The organism is Collimonas humicola (assembly GCF_018304945.1).
Classification (GTDB): Bacteria; Pseudomonadota; Gammaproteobacteria; order Burkholderiales; family Burkholderiaceae_D; genus Collimonas; species Collimonas humicola.
Map to the genome: position 1 here is coordinate 442,531 of NZ_JAGQEE010000003.1, position 17,002 is coordinate 459,532.

Genomic DNA, 17,002 nt, shown 5'->3' on the forward strand with positions numbered 1-17,002 from the left:
GGTCAGAACGAAGTCGTGAAACTGAAAGTAGCGAAGTCGCGGTCGCGCATCAGGTTGGACTGGCCGCCGCCGTAATTGTGGGTGTAGTCGACCCGCATCTTGGTGGCCGGCTTGGTTTTGAAATCCACGGTAAGGCCGACCACCACAGCGCCCGCCCCCTCGACGAAACCTGGCAAGGCGCTGGCCGACACGCCGGACATGCCATACGACAGCGACAGGTCCGGCGCATAGGATGCCTGGCCGCCGAACGCGGCCGGATAGTTGACCGCGATCTGCGCCACCAGGCCGCTGGACAGCCTGGTCGGCACCCGGTAATCGGAGGCGACCGAATACGGGATGCCCCGGTTGAGATCGAGATCCGGATAGTAAGCCGCCGCCAGCTCGGAAGTGAACGAACCCTCGGTCGCGCCCAGCGCCCGCAGCAGGCCGCCGAAGCTGCCGCCCGGGGTGAAGATATTCAGGGCGGTCAGGTGGAACTGGTATTTCTTCTGGTCGACGGCGCCGCGGCAGACGTAGCCGGTGGGGCGGTAGTTGGCCGGGTTGAGGTCGGCGTTGCAGTAGTACGGATTGGCCGGATTGGCGACGATGGTCGGATCGATGGGAATGCTTTCCTTCGGCCGGAAAGACAGTTCCGTGCCGAACGCCCAGTCGCCGGCGCGGGTGTTGTAGGAAACGCCGAACAGGTTGCGGTCTTCAGCATAGTCCAGATAGATATCCTGCCAGCCGAAGGGATTGGCGGTGGCGCCCTGGTTGACGCGGATGCTGGCGAAAGGGATCTTGTCGTGATAGCGCACGTAGTACAAGGCCAGCTCGTCGCCGCTGTCGGGAAAGGTGTAGCGCGTGGACAGGCCGAACTGCCCGCTGTTCCTGGGATTGTGATCGATGCCGCGCGGGATCACGCTGCCGCTGTGGACCAGCGGGCCAAACAGCGGATTGAGATTGGGATCGGCCAGCTCGCCCGCAGTCAGCCGGCGGTTGAATGGCAGGCCGGTACTGGGATTGATGCCGATGATGCGGGTGCCGGTATCGCCCACCGTGCCCGGCGGCGCCGGCGGCAGGCCGAGCGGACCGGTGACGGAATTGACCAGCGAGGTCGGCAGGAAGGCGCCGCTGGAGCCGCGTCCGACGATGTCGCTGGTGGAAAAGAAGGTGCCGACCGGATCGAATTCATAGCCGTTCCAGCGGGTCTGGTAATAGCCCTCCACGCTCAGCCCTTTCGCCACTTCGGCGTTAAGCGAGAGTATCGGCGCCGGCCGGAATATTTCCTTGAGCTGGACGCCCGGACTGTGCGCGCGCCGGACATCGATGGAGTTGATCGAATTGATCCCGCCAGGGATGAAAATGTCCTCTCCCCAGCTGATCACCTGGTTGCCGACCCGCACCCGCACCGGATGCCGGTCGATTTCGAATTCTTTGTTGACGTAGGCATCCAGCAGGCGGATGTCGTGCACCGCATGGCTGCGCGCATCGGGTTCCAGATCGGCGTAGCTGGTGCGGTCGGCGGCAAAATCATAGGACCAGGCGGCGCGCATCAGGCCGCTCCAGCCATCCGGCGCCTTGAGGTACAGGTCGTGCACGCCGCGCAGGGCGGCAGAAAATACCTGCCCGCTTTTATAGTTGAGGTTGCCATTGTCCTGGTTGAGCCGGGTCAGGTCGTAGGACTGGTTGAAATTGAGCGGATCGCGGCGCGCGATGTCGACCTGGCCGCTGCTGGCGCAGCCGCCGTTGTCCTGGCCGATGAAGCTGCAGTTGGGGCTGGACGTGCGTACGCCGACGCCGAAGGAAACCGAAGAATCGAAACTGCCGCTCAAGCCGTTGCCGAGATCAAACTGCTCCGCCCTGGCCGCATGGCTGAACACCGTCGAACTGCCCCAAACCAACGCCACCGCCATGCCAGGCCGGAAACTGCACAAGCGGCCCTTCTTCCTGTTCGCCATCTTCTTCATTCCTGTCTCTCCCCGGGATCCGGATCAACCGCGCGATTTTTATTGGCGGCGGCCAGCCGTTCGGCTGCCGCCATGGCTGTCAGCGAGTGGCGAAACGGCGCAGGCCGTCAGGCTCGAACATCGATTCCTTGACCCGCCCGTCGCGGCCGGCCAGCCAATCGGACTGCTTTTGCCCGGCCGGGATCCGTTCGGCGATATAGCGCCCCAGCGCCAGGTCATGGCTGGCATACGCTTCCTGCACGCAGGCCGGCAGCTCGGTCGCCATCACCACCCCGCTCTCCATCACGCGCTGGACCTTGCCCTGGCCGTCGTACAGGTCCTGCACCAGGATCTGCCAGGAATCTTCATCCAGGTAAAAGGTCCGCTTGGGGAAGGTATGGCGCGCGCCCTGCTTGACGGTGGCTTCGATCTCCCACACGCGGTGGGTTTCGTAGCGCGCCAGGTCGCGGCTGAGGAAGGCCGGCTGCACGACGTCGCCGATCTTGGCCTGCACCGAATTGAGCTTGTTCCAGTTGTAAGGAACGATCATTTCCTTCTTGCCGACCAGCTTGTAGTCGTAGCGGTCCAGCGGGCCGTTGTACATGGTGTACTGGTCGATGGTTTCCAGGTTTTCATCGTTGAGGATGGGAGCGTCGTAGGAATAGGTCGGCGCCCGCCGCACCCGGCGCTGGCTGGCGAAGTACAGCCAGATGTCGTTCGGCTTGCCGATATACGCGTGCGACAAGGTGACGTCGCCGGCAAACTGGGCCGGTGCGATATACGGGCTGAGGTAGAGCGACTCGACCCCTTTGGCGCCGGCGATGTTGTTGTTCTTCGGTTCCGACAGCGGGAACATGATGTAGTCCTCCTGCACCAGCGGCTGGCCGATGTCGCTGCCGCCTTTCGGCGGCACTACCGTGGAGTAGGCCCAGGTCAGGCCCTCGCCCTGGTAGCGCATCTTGAAGTTCCACATGGCTTCGACGCCGCTGGCCGGCATCGGGAACGGATAGCCGGCGGTCTTGGCTTCCGCCAGTTCGTAGCCGTTGGCCGCCAGCTTGGCGAAACCGGCATTTTCCTTGCTGCGCTGGTAAACCACTTCCGGATAGCCGCAGGAACGGTGCGTCGGATAGACATCCACACGATAGCCCTTGATGCTCTTGATCAGCTGCACCTGGCCGGGCGACAGCCTGGCGGCATATTTATCGACATTGGCGGCATTGATCGAGTACAGCGCCTTGTCGCCGGCGTAGGGATCCGGCCGCGGCTGGCCGGCCTTGTAGCCGCCTTGCGGATTGACGTCGCCGCCGCTCCAGGCGGGGATCACGCCATCCTTGCTGCCGGCTTTTTCGGCGCCTATCGGCGTCAGCTCGGCGCCCAGTTTCGAAGCCTGCTGCGCCCATGCCAGCGGCGCCAGCAGGCAGGCGATGGACAGCATCAGCAGCGAAGCTTTCGGTTTGATCGGGTGCATTTTCATTTTTATATCTCCTCGCAGGTCAAAGCACAAAAGTTTAGAAAGCGCAGTTCACTTACTTGACGGCGGCGCGGCTCGCGGCAGGGGCAAAGGCGATTGCCGCCAGCGGAATGCCCAACAGCACCACGGCTCCCAGCGCCATGCCGAAGCGCTCGGCGCCGAGGGCGCTCAACAGCCAGCCGGCCGCAGTGGTGCCGAACGCCACGCCGGCCAGCGTCACCACCACAGTGCGCGACACCAGCGAGCCGTCGCTGTCGATCTCGGACAGCAGGCCGGTAAGGAAGGGAGTCAGCGCGTAGAAGCCGATATTCAGCAGCAGCTGACTGCTGAAATAAGCGGCGCCGCTGCGGGCCGAAAAGAACCACATCACCGAGGCCATCATCAGCAGCAGCGCCGCCACGATAATCATGCGCCGATGCTGGCCGCTGCCGCGCCAGGAAGACGCGATGCAGCCGAGGAAACCCAGAAAGGAAGAAATCGACAACAGGACGCCGATGGTCGAGATTGCCAGTCCGGCATGCTGCCCGGCCAGCTCGGTCACCGCCCACTGGCCGGCCTGCACGCCATAGACCAGGATGGTGAGCAGCCAGACGGCGCCGATGCGCAGCCACGGCAGGGCGCCGGCGGATGTCTTTTTTACGGCGCGGCCGTCATGGACGATGGCGCGGCCGGCTTGCAGCAGCACCGGCGCGGCGCACAGCGCCAGCATGGCCAGCGCCAGGAACAGCCACTGCGCCGCCCAGCGCTCCGGCAGGTAGGAAATGCCGATCAGCAGGGCGCCGTTGACCAGCCCGGCCGCCAGCACGATCACGCCCCAGATGCGCTCGGCGGACGGCTGGTTGGCGACCCTGGCTGCCACCAGCATGAACAGCATCCCTTCGAACACGCCGGCCATGCCGCGCGTTATGCCGACTGCCTGCGCCGTCGCCAGCAGCGCACTGGCGGCCTGCATCGCCACCGTCCCCAGCATGCCGATCCAGGCAAAGCGGCTGGCATGGCGTGCCACCAGGTGCGGCAGCAGCATGCAGCTGAGCGCCATGCCCAGCATTTCAAAGCCGGTCATCATGGTGGCCTGGCCTTCGTCCAGGCCGAAGCGCAGCATCAGGGCGGCAACGATGAAAGGCGTCAGGATAGTACCGTTGATGGCTACCGCATAGACGATCGCCAGGCGCAGCATTTCGCGCCGCCCCGGCGCTGCCGGCGACAGCGCCTTGCCGGCGGCGGCATGCACGGATGGAGCCGTAGCTTGAACAGAAGCGGGCGCTGCGCTTGAAGCCATGTCGTCATCTCCCTTGGACGGGTGTTTTATATTGGTACGGCGGGATCGTGCATCCTGCGTCGGCGGCCATCCGTCTGTCGCGGAATTCGGCCTCCTTGGTTTTCCGGCGTTTCCTTCCGACTGCTACCAGCGCACCACCTGGCTGGTCAGGCCGCGCTCTTCCAGATAGCGCTTGCGGCCGGCCTGGCCCTTCTTTTCAAACCAGTTGATGATCTTGCCGATCCGGTTCGGAAACAGCATCGCCAGCCTGACCAGCATGGCGTCGGACATTTTCGGGTAACGCTCATAGCGCGGATCGCGCAGCATCCGCAGCATCTCGTCCGCCACGTGCGAGGGGCTTTGCGGCGGATCGATGAAGTTGAGCGCGCTGCCGCCGGTCAAGGCTTCATGCCGCAGCTGCGCGGTATCCACCGAAGATGGCAGGATGCCGCCGACCTTGATGCCCTTCTTTTCAAAATCCACCGCAATCGACAAGGTGGCGCCGCGCAATCCGAACTTGCTGGCACTGTACAACGGACTCTCCGGCATCGGCAAGACGCCGCCCAGCGAAATCGTGTTGATGATGCGCGGATCGGGCGCGAGTTTCAGCAGCGGCACCATGATGCGCGACAGCAGCAGCGGCGTGATCAGGTTGATCTGCAAATCGCTTTCGATGTGGTCAAGCGCATACTCGTCGAAACGGTCGGTGCGCACCACGGCGGCGTTGTTGAGCAGGATATCCAGGTGGCCGAACTGTTGCTCGACCTGCTGGCGGATCTGTTCCAGCAGATCGCGCCGGCAGAGGTCGCCGGCGATCAGCAGCGGCTTGCCCTTGAGGCCGGCGGCCAGCTCGTCGAGGCCGGCCCGATTCAGGTCGCACAGGACCAGCCGCAGGCCGGCATCGTCCAAGCGCCTGGCGATCTCGCGGCCGATGCCGCCGGCGGCGCCGGTCAGCAGGGCGACCCTTCCGGCAAACTCCGGACCGAGCTTCATGCCGCCTCCTTCAGCGCATTTTTCTGGCGCTGCGGCGCTTGTTCCGGCTGCGGCTTGAGCATCTGCGCGTAATCGCCATCCCGCAATGCCGGCCAGCCGATGCGCTTGTGCAGTTTCTTCAGGTAGCGCTTGAGCGCATGCACTTCCAGGTAGACGGTATGGCGCTGCGACTTGATGAACTTGATGCCGCCGGAAAGATCGGGGTCGTCATGCGCGATCAATTCATCGAAGGCGCGCACTCGCTCCGGCCCGGCGCCTTCGGTGAACTGATCGCGCAGATAGCTGGCGATCAGGTGCGCCTGCGCATCGAACAACTTGAAGGCGCTGGAGTTGGTTTCGATATAGCCGATGCCGAACAGGTTGCGGTGCGCGCGGTTGAACACCGACAGATACATCTGCGGCCGTCCGCCCTGCCATTCGAAATAGCTGCCGGCGTAAGGCGCGCTCCATTTATAGCCGGTAGCGTACAGCACCAGGTCGAGCTGCTCGCGGCTGCCATCCTTGAACACCACCTCGTCGCCATCGTAGCGTTCGACATCCGGCCGCACGGCGATATTGCCATGCTGCAGATGATGCAGCAGCTGGGTATTCATCAGCGGATGGCTTTCAAACAGCTTGTGGTCCGGCTTCGGCAGGCCGAAGCGGGTGAGGTCGCCGGTGATCATCTTGAGAATGCCGCTGAATACCGGACGCTCCATCCACATCGGCAGCTGCGGCCCCTTCTCGGCAAACTCGTCGGACGGCACGCCGAACAGGTGCTTGGGGATGAAGTGATAGCCGCGCCGCATGCTGATGAATGCGCTATCGGCATAGGTGGCGGCATCGCAGGAAATGTCGGCGCCGGAATTACCCGCGCCGACCACCATCACGCGCTTGCCCTTGAATTCCTCGCCGCGCTTGTAGCTGACGGAATGGCGGATCTCGCCGTTGAACTGGCCCTTGATTTCCGGCAGGCTGGGATCCCAGTTGCAGCCGGTGGCGCAGATCACCGCGCCATAGCGGCGCTGCTCGCCGTTCTCCAGCGTCACTTGCCAGCGGCCGTCGGCCAGCTTGTCTATGCTGCGCACCGATATACCGAAGCGGATGTTGTCGTACAGGCCAAAGGCGCGCGCGAACGATCTTACATAGCTGACAATCTGCTGGTTGGTTGGATAGTCGGGATAGTCTTTCGGCATCGGGAAGCCGGCGTAGCCGGACTGGTCGCGCGATGAAATGAAATGGGCCGACTCATACATCGGGCTGCCCGGGTTGTTCATGTCCCAGATGCCGCCGACATCGCTATGGCGCTCGAACTGCTCGTAGCTGACGCCCTGCCGCTTCAGCGCGCGGGCGGCACTGAGCCCGCCGGGACCGCCGCCGATGATGCACACTGCTGCGTTATTGCCGGAAACGGATGAAGCACTCATAGACTCTCTCCTGGACACAAGCTGCTGTTTGAATTCTTTGCGTGCCTCAAATGTATCCAAGTCCCGGGCGTGGAGTGAGGGCCGAAACGGACGGCGGGAGGGTCTTAAACGGACAGAATATTGTCCGGCGCATGCATGAGCACTGGACAGCCAGCGATCATGTGATCACAATGAAAAGCATGAAACCGACCGCCAAACCGGAACGCCTCGACCCGCGCTATTCGACCGCATCGATCAATCCGCTGACGCCGCGCTACCTGTCGATCGTGGCGCACGAACGCGGCTACGACAGCGACTCGCTGTGCCGCGGCCTCGGCTTCAGCGTCGACGACCTCAACCAGCCCAACTTCAAGATTTCCTATCGCCAGGGCAGCATGATGATACGCCGCGGCCAGAAGCTGATCGGCGACACCGGGCTGGGGCTGGCTGTGGGCAGCCGGCAGACGCTGGTGTCGTGGGGATTGGTGGGCTTCGGCATGATGACCTGCGCCACCTTGGGCGAAGCCAGCGAAATGGGGATCCATTATCAGAAAGGCGCCGGTTCGCTGATCCATATCGCCATGGAGCTGCAGGGCCAGCAGGTGGCGATCCTGGCCGATCCGCAGTTCTACGATCCGGATATCGAAATGTTCCTGATCGAAGAAGCGTTCTCCAGCATGGTCAACATCGTGCGCCACCTGGCCGGCCCGCAGTTCACGCCAAGCGCGGTCGAACTGGTGTACCAGCCGCCGCCGCATGCGGCCATCTACGATACGATTTTCCGCTGTCCGGTACGCTTCGGCTGCTCGCGCAACCGCCTGATCACCGACGTCAACTGGATGAATTATCCACTGCCGACCTACGACGCGCTGGTAGCCAAGACGGCCATTAAACTGATCGAAGAGAACCTGGCGGTGGAACAGGAAAAGGTCGATCTGTCGACCACCATCGAACGCGCGATCCGCGACAACCTGAAGGATTTGCCGACTTTGCAAAGCATCGCCTCCACCTTGAATATCGGCGAACGGACCTTGCGGCGACGCCTGAACGACGCCGGCTTCTCCTATCAAAGCCTGCTGGAATCGGTGCGCAAATCGCGGGCGCTGGAACTGCTGTCGCACTCAAAATTCTCGGTCGCCGACGTCGCTGCCGAGACCGGTTTCAAGGACGTACGCAATTTCCGCCGCGCGTTCAAGCGCTGGACCGGCGTGGCGCCGACCGAGATCCGGGAGTAATATCGCAGACTCATGATTAAAGAAAAACAACATGACTGATTCCTTTTCCTTGTGCCTCGCCGGCGTGCTGCTGAGTGCGTCTCTTGCCGCTTCTGCCGCGCCTGTCGCCGCAACCGCCGCAACAGCCGCAGCGGCCTACGGCCAGGAACTGCAAGGCTTCGCCTATCCCCACGAAATAAAGCATTTCGCTTTTGAATCGCAAGGCGAGCATTTGCAGATGGCTTATATGGACGTGGCCGCTGCAGGCGTCGCCAACGGCCGTACCGTGGTGCTGCTGCATGGGAAGAATTTTTGCGGCGCGACCTGGGACCAGACCATCACCGCCTTGAGTGCGGCCGGCTACCGCGTCATCGCGCCGGACCAGGTCGGCTTTTGCGCTTCCAGCAAACCCGAGCATTATCAATACACGTTCCAACAGCTGGCCATCAACACCCATGCGCTGCTGGAACACCTGGATATCCACAAGGCGGCTGTCATCGGCCACTCCACCGGCGGCATGCTGGCCACGCGCTACGCATTGCTGTATCCAGGCCAGGTGACGCAGCTGGCGATGGTCAATCCGATCGGCCTGGAAGACTGGAAAGCGCTGGGGGTGCCGCACCGCTCGGTGGACCAGTGGTATCAGCGGGAATTGAAATTCAAGGCGGACGATCTGCGCAAGTATGAACTCAACACCTATTACGCCGGCCGCTGGAAGCCGGAGTACGAGCGCTGGGTAGACATGCTGGCCGGCCTCTACCAGGGCCCCGGCCGCAGTCTGGTGGCGTGGAACTCGGCGTTGATCTATGACATGATCTTTACCCAGCCGGTGGTCTATGAATTCAAGGATCTCAAGGTGCCTACCCTGCTGCTGATAGGCGATGCCGATACGACTGCGATCGGCAGCGATATCGCGCCGCCGGAGGTGAAGGCAAGAATCGGAAAATACAATGTGCTCGGCAAGCAGGCCGCCAAGATGATTCCGCAATCCACCCTGATCGAATTCGCCGGCCTGGGCCACGCGCCGCAAATGGAAAAGCCGGATGAATTTCACAAAGCCTTGCTGGACTGGCTGGCGAAGCAATAATCAGCCAGCCCCGTGGCCGGAGCATATCCGGCATCACTGGCGCCTGGTCGCCGCAGCTTGTGCGAACATGGCCTTGATCTCGACCAGTTGCGGCGCCAGCCCTGGCGTCGTGACGTAGGCTGATTGTCCCGGCAGACGCAGACCATCCGCCAGGACACGCTGCTTAAGATCGAAATTGACGGTGATCGCGGTGCCGTCGCCGAAGCTTGAACGCTGCAGCGCCCGGTCCGGCGACAGCACCTTGAAATCAGTCATCGGCTGCGTCATCAGGCGCTGGTGCAAGGGCCGGAATACTTTGTCGTAGGCGGCGATGAACGGCAGGTCGCGCGCCAGCACCGCATCGCTCAGGTGGTACAAGGGCGGCACCATGTATAACAGCTGCTGCAGGGCGCTCGCTTCGCTCCGGCCGGAAAACTTCAGAGTGCCGTATTCCCAGTGGTGGGTAGCAACCACGCTATCGTGCAGCGCGATCTGGTAGAGCGGCAGGCGAAATTCCGGCGCCCGGACATAGCGTGCGATTTCCGCCTTCAGCGGCACCGGCTTGAAGTACATGTCGGGTGCTTCGGGCGGCCAGTAGCCGCCGCGATAGTAGGGAGAAGCCTTGTCCTTCATGGACGGATCCATCCAGGCAAACGGCTGCGTCAGCATGCCGTGGGCAAAGGCGATCTGCGGCGCGTACTGGGAAAGCCCGCCTTCGCTGCCGGTTACCAGGCCCAGCTCTTTGGCGGCATACGACAGGCGCCGCCGACGCGCCTCGGCGTCCTGTTCCTGGCTGGTTTCACGGCCGGGCGTGTAGTCGTCATAGTCGGGGCCGGCCGCATCGACATCGAGGAAGTAACTGTTCAGCCCGGCCGTTCGTGCCACGGCTGCCATGCGCTGCCGCGCGTAGGACTCCACTGCGCGCGCGCTGACGTACACGCCGCGTGCGGCAAAGCCGGTCACCAGTTTGCCGTCGCGGTCGCGATATCCAGCTGCCGCCAGCGTATCGCCCATCTGTGCGGTGGCCCAGGTGCTGGCCTGGTCGGAACGATGGGCGCTGCCGTAACTGTCATACACCCCGACCAGGTAGCCAGCTGCTTCAGCAGCGCGCACCGCCTCGGGATGCCACAGGGCGTCGCGCCAGTCGTCGGCGCCGAGCCAGGCGCGCGCCAGGCCGGCTTGCCGCAGGGCGTCGATAGTGTCAAGCGACAAGCCGCCGCCCCAGCGCGCGGGCGGCGCCAGCGTGCCGCCGAATGCAGCAACCAGCGCGCTGCGTGCCGACTGCGCCCAGGCGGCGTCGGCGGCCGGATCATGCTTGCCCGGCAAAGGCGCTACCGGGGTTGCCGCCAGCACTTTCTGCAAGCCTTCGTTGAGGGCGCGGATCAGCACGGTCTGCAGCCATTTCTCGACATGGCCGCCAGCGCCGGCGGCGCTCTTGAAAGCCGCATCGAAGCTGCCGCGGGTGTCGCCGTCGAAGCTCCGCCACAGTCGTCCGGCAAGATGGGCCTGGTCATCCTTGTGCTGCTGGAACAGGCGGATGAAAGCCGGCCACTGCTGAATATCCCCGGCTTTCAAGAGACCTGCTCCCCACAGATAGATATGCGGCGCGCCCGCCAGCTTGGCGGTGTTCGGCAATGCCGCGATCTTGCCGGCCAGCGACAGGAACTTGCCGCTCGCCTGCAACCAGCTGCGATAAGCACGGGCGCCGGCCAAAGGATCTTCAGGGCCGACCACAAAGCGCACCGTATAGGCGGCGCCCGGGGCCAGCCGCGTGAACTCGTGCGAGAAGCCGGGCAAAGTCCGGCTCTGCGCCTGGCGCATGCTGAACTGCGTGTTGAACGGGGTTTCGGCTATCCAGGTGACGGAGCGGCCGGCGCGCAATTCGGTCCAGAACGGCATGGACAGAAGTTCATTCACCTCGCCCTTGGTTTCGTAACGCTGCTGCAGCCAGGCCATCCAGCCCGGATCGTCCGACGGCACATAGCTGCCTTCGCCGAAGGGTAAGGCATAAGCCTCGATCTCCTGCGGCGCAGCCGTCTGCGGCCAGTCCAGGATGGCCGGCTGCCCGGAGGTGAGCGACAGGCGCAGCGCGCCATTGTCGATATCGGCAACCACCGTCAGGTGATGGGCAGCGGAATCGATGCGCCAGCGATGGTCAGCCTGCATGCTGACCTTGCCTGCGGGAAATGCCGCAGCAGCCAGCGGCGTCGCTGCTGCGCCATGCGGCTCAATTGATATCGCCAGCGTAGCCGGATCGACGATGAAGCGGCCAAACGGCGCAGCCAGCGAGATCGCCTGCCGTTCGGCCGAGAGGGCAATGGATGAAGCCAGGAAAAGGCATATGGCCGCCAGCAAGCAGGGCAAGGACTGGCTATACGGCAGGCGCCGATACAACGAGGGATTTTTCATCAAGGTCAAATCATGTCAACTGGGGAAACCAAGTATCAATGCATTACATTATTTGATTGTCAAAAGAATGTAAGAATACAGCGGCCATGCCGAAGATTTAATTTCCTTTGCCCTGCAGCGGCCCTCCCAGCCGATGTATCGTCCGTACCGTCAGGCCGCCGCGCGCTTCGGCGCGGATCACGGAAATGTCTGTCCACAAGGATTCGGCGTCGCTTCGGTGCGGCCATTGCAGCTGCTCCGGCTTATTGGCGCGCCGCCACCACACCATGTTGAAATCCGGCCGGTGCAGCAACATCTGTTCCACCCACGGTACCGGACAGGCAGTCTCATGTTCCGGCAAGCGCAGCTTGACGACGCCGCTTTCGCGGTTGATCCAGTTGAGCGCGCTGCTGCCCTGCAGCGCCAGCGGCTGGCGCCAGGTTGCGCCGCCCGAGCTGATACTGAGCTGATATACGCCAGGCGGCAAGGGCTCGCCCAGTTCCTTGCTTTCCAGCCTGAACTCGTCGTCGGCCTGATAGCTGGCCGGCGCTTCCGTCAGCAGCGCTTCGCCGCCGGGCATGAGCAAGGAGACGCGCAAGTCGCGGCGGCTGCTCTTGCCGCTCAGCTGGATCCGATAGATACGGTTGAGGGGGATGTCGCGCTGGACCAGCGCCAGGATCGGACTGTCCAGCCAGGACGGTACGGCAACCGGGATATCGTTGCCGCACTGGCGCGAAATCAGCGCGCCCAGGCCGGCTTTCCAGGCGGCGCGCTGGGTCTCGCTGTTGAGCCTCGGCCAGCGCGCTATCAATTGCAGCCATGCGGCTGGCGCATTGTCGCTCAGCAAAGCGTGATAGACCGGTTCCAGCAGCGTGTCCGGCAGCTCGGCGCGCGCCGCGCCGGCGCTCAGACACAGCAGCAGGCCCAGTACGGCCAGGCCTGTCCTCATACCGGCCTTTCCAGGCGATAACCCACGCCGCGCACGGTTTCGATAGGAACGCCAGGAAGTTTCTGGCGCAGCTGCAAGATATGGGTATCGACCGTGCGGGTCGACGGAAAGTGCTGGTAGCCCCAGACCTGGTTGAGCAGTTCGTCGCGCGTGAAGACGCGGCCGGCCATGCGCACCAGCATTGCCAGCAGCGCGAACTCGGTGTGGGTCAAGCTGACTTCCCGCTGCTGCCACAGAACGACATGGCGCGCCGGGAACAATTGCAGGCCGCCCGATTCCAGCAGGCCTTCGCCCAGCGGCCGCAGCTGGGCCCGGATCCGCGCCAGCAATTCGACATGGGAAAACGGCTTGCTGAGGTAATCGCGGGCGCCGGCTTCCAGTCCGGCGACACGGTCGCACACGGCAATCCGCGCCGTCAGGACAATGACCGGCAAGGCCTTCTGCGCCAGCCATTGCGGCAGGAAACGCAGGCTGTCGCCATCGGTCAGCTGACGGTCCAGGATCACCAGGTCAGCCTGGTGCCAGCGGGCGGCAACGGTAGCGGCATCGCACAGCCAGACGCAGGTGAAACCCTGTTGTTGCAGAAATTGCTGCAAACCTGCGCCCAGGGCAGGATCATCTTCGATCAGCAGCAGCGATGCGTTAGGATTATGACTCACACGGCAACTCCAAAGTGAATGTGGTGGGAGGACCGTTCAGGCGGATTCTTCCCTTGAGCCGCTTCATTACGCGGTGGACGATGGCCAGGCCGAGCCCCATGCCGGGACCGGACAGGTCGCTGCGCTGCAAGCGCGCGAGCCGGTATTCTGCCAGCACGCCGCCGTCGCTCACACTCAGGCGCAGGCAGCCTTTGCTCCAGCTGGCGCAGAGACGCACCGGCGCCGCGCCGTAACGATAGGCATTGTCCAGCACGTTATCCAGGCACAGGTTGATCCAGTACAGCGGCAACGCCAGCCGCCGATCCTGCCCCATGCAGAACTGCAAGCCCTGGCGCTGCCCGGCGACCGCATCCAGCCATTCGCTCAGCAACACCCAGGTGGGCGCCTCCAGGATCCCGCGCTCGTCGTCGGCATTGAGATAATGACGGCTGGCGTTGGCCAGCTGGCGCATGCGCTGCACACCGTCGGCAAGCCTGCCGAAGCCGGTTTGCGCACGCTCCGGCAGGGCATCGAAATCGTGGCGGAATGCTTCGACGATATTGCCCAGGTTAGCTATCGGCGTCCGCAATTCGTGGGTCAGCATCTGCAGGATGAATTGCTCGCGCTGGCGCCTCCGGCGGCGTTGCCACCACATGTTGCCCGGCGCGAAAACGATCATCGCTGCAGCCGCCATCAAGATCCAGACCTGCCATTTGTCGATCGCGGAAACGCTGTTGGCGCACATGGTTCCCAGCATCAGGTCGCAGCGCTGGCCGGCCGCCTGCAGCTGCAGGCCGGCCTGGCGCGCCAGCGGCTGCCATACCTGGGCGTCATAGCGCCGCCATACCTGATCGTGCTCCCACCACAGCACATTGCGTTGCAACAGCCAGCGCTGGCCGCCGACCACCGCATCGAGGTTGTCGTCCGACAGGCGGCCGAGGCCGGCAAAGGCGTCGAGGCGTTCGCGCACGTGCAGATAGCGCTGCAACATGGGCGCCGCTTGCGGATGGCGGGTCAGGTAATGCCAGGCGTAGCTGCCGCCCAGCGGATGGATCGGCGCGTGGCCGGCGAACCAGCTCTCCGGCAAGGTGGCCCGGTCGCACAGCGCCTGCTCGAATTCGCGCGTTGCCGCCGGCACGCCTTCGAGCGTGCCGCTGCATTGCCGGCGAAAACGGTAGATCTGGGACAAGACCGGCAGCGCAAAGCGGCCGAAGGCGGGATACAGCGAGGCTGGCTGGATCAGGGCTGCATTGAGCTGCTGCAGCTCAAGGAGTGCCAGCTGGCCGCTAGGGGCAGCGTGTTCGAGCGATGCGGTAAAGCGATCCAGCGCTTGCTCGACGGCAGCAAGCGCAACAGGGGACAGCAGCGCGGTCAGCAGGAAGATCGCAAGCTGCATGCGGCGCCCACTAAGGCGCATGCCGGTTCTACTGTCCCCGCTAATCAAATTTCCTCCATTGCCGATAGCGCAACTCAGCTATCGTTCTGCTTCGCCTTTCCCATCTGCCACAACAGGAAACTGTAGATATCCGCAGACAGCGCATAACGCTGCGTGGCGGTGCTGCCTATGCCATGGCCGGCCTGCATGTCGAGCCGCAGCAGGACCGGCTTGCCGCTGCTGGTGGCGGCCTGCAGGCGCGCCGCGGTCTTGGCGCTGTGCCAGACATCGACCCGCGGATCGTTCATCCCGTGCACCAGCATGACTGCGGGATAAGCGGTATTGTCCTTGATATTATGATAAGTACTCATTTCCAGCAAGGCTGGAAATTCCGCCGGATTGCGGGCGCTGCCGAATTCGGAAATATTGGTGATGCCGTTGGCGCTGTCTTCGGCGCGTACGGTGTCCATGATTCCGACGTTGAAAATAGCGGCCGCAAACAGCTCCGGCGCGCTGGTCACGGTGCGGCCGACGAAGATGCCGCCGGCGCTGGTGCCCATCACGCCCAGCGTCTTGGGCGTGGCGTAGCCTTCGGCGATCAGGTACCTAGCGCAGGCGATGCCGTCTTTCCAGGTATTCGGCTTGGTGGCCTTGAAGCCGGCCCGGTACCAGTCGTCGCCGTAGACGCCGCTGCCGCGCACATTGGCATACGCCAGCACGCCGCCGCGCTCGATCCAGGCCATGCTGGCGGGCGAGAAGTAGGCGGTCTGCGAAAAGCCGTAAGCGGCATAGCCGTCCAGCAGGGTCGGATTGCTGCCGTCGCGCTTCAGCCCTTTTTTGTACAGCAGGGTCATCGGGATCATGGCGCCATCGTAGCCAGGCACCTTGACGTCGACCACTTCCACTTGCGGCAGACTGGGCATGGGCGGATTGACGCGCAGGCCGGGGTCGCTGGAAACCTTGCCCTTCAACAGCAGGGTGCGCGGCAATTCGGTCCAGCCGTTCAGGGTATAGAGCACATCGCTGTAGGCATGGGCCGGATCGTTCTGCAGGCTGGCCGCGCCCTTGAACGGCGCCGGGATGCTCTGGCCTTTGACATCGCCGGCGGCATAGCGGCGCAGCACGATAGCAGTGCCTTCGCGGATTTCCGCGATCAGGGCGTCACGCGTCAGCGCAAATTTTTCCAGCACGGCGTCGGCAGGCGCGGCGGCGACTTCGCGCGCCAGCTTCAGCTCGGGATGGCGCAGGTCGAGCTTGAGCACGCGGTTGCGCGGCGCCCCGGCGTGAGTCAGCAGATATAAGTCATTGCCCTTGAGGTCGACATCGGTGATCTTGTCGTCGAAGCTGGAGATTTTTTTCCACGCTACCGTCGGCTTGTTCAGATCGGCGACATCGGCGACGAACAGATAGCCCTCGGGCAGGGTCGTGTCGGTGGTGCGCGCAATCATCCAGCGGCTGCCCGGATTGAAGATGATGGTGCCGACGTCAAGACGCGCCAGACCGAGACCGCTGGTAACGGTCGGACCGAACACCGGCTTGGCTTGCGCTTCCGCATCGCCGACTTTCAGCCACATGACCTTGCTGTCGAGGTAGGTTTCGGAATCGGCATCGCCCGGCTTCAGCGCCTTGAGCTGGTTGTAGGTGAACGACTTGCTGTCCGGCAGCCAGCCGATCAAGGCTTCGTGCACGCGCGGAATCGGCTCGCCCACTGTTTTCCCGCTCTGCACGTCGAGGATGTACAGCGAAGCGTCTTCCGAACCGCCGGCGGACACGCCGTAGGCGACATGCTTGCCGTCCCAGGCCGGCACGAAGTAGTTGATCGCATGCGGCACGCCCGTGCGCCGGGCTTCCAGTTCAGGATCGACCAGCACCCGTTCCGCGCCCTGCAGGCCGTCGCGCGTCATCAGCTTGAACTGCTTTTCGCCGCGGCCGCGCTTCAGGTAGTAGATGTGATCGCCGGCCATGCGCGTCACCGAGCGGATGTCGTCGCCGGTGGCGGCCGAAATCTCGGCGATGCGCTGTTCCATCAGGCTGCGCAGCCCGATGCGGTCGAGTTCCTTGCGGGCGCTGTCGCCCTGCTCTTTCAGCCAGGACTGGACCTTGGGATCTTTGACATTTTCGAAATAGCGGTAAGGATCTTTTACCGTGACGCCATGCAAGACGTCGCTGACGTCCTGCACCGGCGCGGCCGTGACGGCGTGCGCGGCGCCGGGAGCGGCCAGGGTTGCGGCAGCCATCAGCAGCGCAGTCGCTGACAGCAAGGGAAATTTGAAGGAATGCTTAATCAATGGCATGGAAAATCCTGCGTGAGTTAATCAAAACAACGTCAAAGTAGAGCTT

At 63.4% G+C, this 17,002-nt stretch carries 12 protein-coding genes; 2 read left to right on the forward strand and 10 right to left on the reverse strand.

The window, feature by feature from the left end:
• Positions 1–2 precede the first annotated feature (2 nt).
• From KHU30_RS13530 to KHU30_RS13550, 5 genes are all read right to left on the reverse strand, one after another.
• Positions 3–1,937, reverse strand: coding sequence for a DUF1302 domain-containing protein (locus KHU30_RS13530; RefSeq protein ID WP_230427365.1), 1,935 nt, complete (start codon positions 1,935–1,937; stop codon positions 3–5).
• Between the two features lie 88 nt (positions 1,938–2,025).
• Positions 2,026–3,399: a DUF1329 domain-containing protein gene (locus KHU30_RS13535; protein WP_230411293.1), complete on the reverse strand. Its 1,374-nt coding sequence runs from the start codon at positions 3,397–3,399 to the stop codon at positions 2,026–2,028.
• Positions 3,400–3,451: 52 nt separating this feature from the next.
• A complete protein-coding gene (locus tag KHU30_RS13540) occupies positions 3,452–4,675 on the reverse strand; it encodes an MFS transporter (protein ID WP_211443120.1) in 1,224 nt (407 codons plus the stop codon).
• 123 nt (positions 4,676–4,798) lie between these two features.
• Positions 4,799–5,647 (reverse strand): SDR family NAD(P)-dependent oxidoreductase, encoded by an 849-nt coding sequence (locus KHU30_RS13545; RefSeq protein WP_211443121.1) that lies wholly within the window; start codon positions 5,645–5,647, stop codon positions 4,799–4,801.
• Positions 5,644–7,053, reverse strand: a complete 1,410-nt coding sequence (locus KHU30_RS13550) for a flavin-containing monooxygenase (protein WP_211443122.1) — start codon at positions 7,051–7,053, stop codon at positions 5,644–5,646. The genes KHU30_RS13545 and KHU30_RS13550 overlap by 4 nt, the downstream gene beginning before the upstream one ends.
• Positions 7,054–7,232: 179 nt before the next feature.
• Here KHU30_RS13550 and KHU30_RS13555 point away from each other — a divergent pair, with 179 nt between their 5' ends.
• The gene (locus KHU30_RS13555) at positions 7,233–8,267 is read left to right on the forward strand and encodes an AraC family transcriptional regulator (RefSeq protein ID WP_211443123.1); all 1,035 of its coding nucleotides are present in this window, start codon (positions 7,233–7,235) and stop codon (positions 8,265–8,267) included.
• A gap of 31 nt (positions 8,268–8,298) precedes the next feature.
• Complete coding sequence (locus KHU30_RS13560; protein WP_211443124.1) at positions 8,299–9,333, forward strand: alpha/beta fold hydrolase; 1,035 nt, start codon at positions 8,299–8,301, stop codon at positions 9,331–9,333.
• A 33-nt stretch (positions 9,334–9,366) separates the two neighbouring features.
• Here the strand turns inward: KHU30_RS13560 and KHU30_RS13565 are convergent, their stop codons facing one another.
• The 5 genes from KHU30_RS13565 to KHU30_RS13585 all read right to left on the reverse strand — a co-directional run bounded on the left by KHU30_RS13565 (position 9,367) and on the right by KHU30_RS13585 (position 16,956).
• Positions 9,367–11,721 carry a glycoside hydrolase gene (locus KHU30_RS13565; RefSeq protein WP_211443125.1) on the reverse strand — a complete coding sequence of 785 codons (2,355 nt, stop codon included), beginning with the start codon at positions 11,719–11,721 and terminating at the stop codon, positions 9,367–9,369.
• Between the two features lie 97 nt (positions 11,722–11,818).
• On the reverse strand, positions 11,819–12,649 hold the full coding sequence (locus KHU30_RS13570) for a DUF2861 family protein (protein ID WP_211443126.1): 831 nt from the start codon (positions 12,647–12,649) through the stop codon (positions 11,819–11,821).
• Entirely contained in the window at positions 12,646–13,308 is a 663-nt protein-coding gene (locus tag KHU30_RS13575; RefSeq protein WP_211443127.1) for a response regulator transcription factor, read from the reverse strand. Before KHU30_RS13575 ends, KHU30_RS13570 begins: the two co-directional genes overlap by 4 nt.
• Positions 13,298–14,683: an ATP-binding protein gene (locus KHU30_RS13580; protein ID WP_211443128.1), complete on the reverse strand. Its 1,386-nt coding sequence runs from the start codon at positions 14,681–14,683 to the stop codon at positions 13,298–13,300. The genes KHU30_RS13575 and KHU30_RS13580 overlap by 11 nt, the downstream gene beginning before the upstream one ends.
• Positions 14,684–14,757: 74 nt before the next feature.
• On the reverse strand, positions 14,758–16,956 hold the full coding sequence (locus KHU30_RS13585; RefSeq protein ID WP_211443129.1) for a prolyl oligopeptidase family serine peptidase: 2,199 nt from the start codon (positions 16,954–16,956) through the stop codon (positions 14,758–14,760).
• Positions 16,957–17,002: the final 46 nt, after the last annotated feature.

Excerpts from the sequence above, each read along its gene's own strand:
- KHU30_RS13530 (WP_230427365.1), bottom strand. The coding sequence starts at position 1,937 with ATGGCGAACAGGAAGAAGGGCCGCTTGTGCAGTTTCCGGCCTGGCATG.
- KHU30_RS13535 (WP_230411293.1), bottom strand. The coding sequence starts at position 3,399 with ATGAAAATGCACCCGATCAAACCGAAAGCTTCGCTGCTGATGCTGTCC.
- KHU30_RS13540 (WP_211443120.1), bottom strand. The coding sequence starts at position 4,675 with ATGGCTTCAAGCGCAGCGCCCGCTTCTGTTCAAGCTACGGCTCCATCC.
- KHU30_RS13545 (WP_211443121.1), bottom strand. The coding sequence starts at position 5,647 with ATGAAGCTCGGTCCGGAGTTTGCCGGAAGGGTCGCCCTGCTGACCGGC.
- KHU30_RS13550 (WP_211443122.1), bottom strand. The coding sequence starts at position 7,053 with ATGAGTGCTTCATCCGTTTCCGGCAATAACGCAGCAGTGTGCATCATC.
- KHU30_RS13555 (WP_211443123.1), top strand. The coding sequence starts at position 7,233 with ATGAAACCGACCGCCAAACCGGAACGCCTCGACCCGCGCTATTCGACC.
- KHU30_RS13560 (WP_211443124.1), top strand. The coding sequence starts at position 8,299 with ATGACTGATTCCTTTTCCTTGTGCCTCGCCGGCGTGCTGCTGAGTGCG.
- KHU30_RS13565 (WP_211443125.1), bottom strand. The coding sequence starts at position 11,721 with ATGAAAAATCCCTCGTTGTATCGGCGCCTGCCGTATAGCCAGTCCTTG.
- KHU30_RS13570 (WP_211443126.1), bottom strand. The coding sequence starts at position 12,649 with ATGAGGACAGGCCTGGCCGTACTGGGCCTGCTGCTGTGTCTGAGCGCC.
- KHU30_RS13580 (WP_211443128.1), bottom strand. The coding sequence starts at position 14,683 with ATGCAGCTTGCGATCTTCCTGCTGACCGCGCTGCTGTCCCCTGTTGCG.
- KHU30_RS13585 (WP_211443129.1), bottom strand. The coding sequence starts at position 16,956 with ATGCCATTGATTAAGCATTCCTTCAAATTTCCCTTGCTGTCAGCGACT.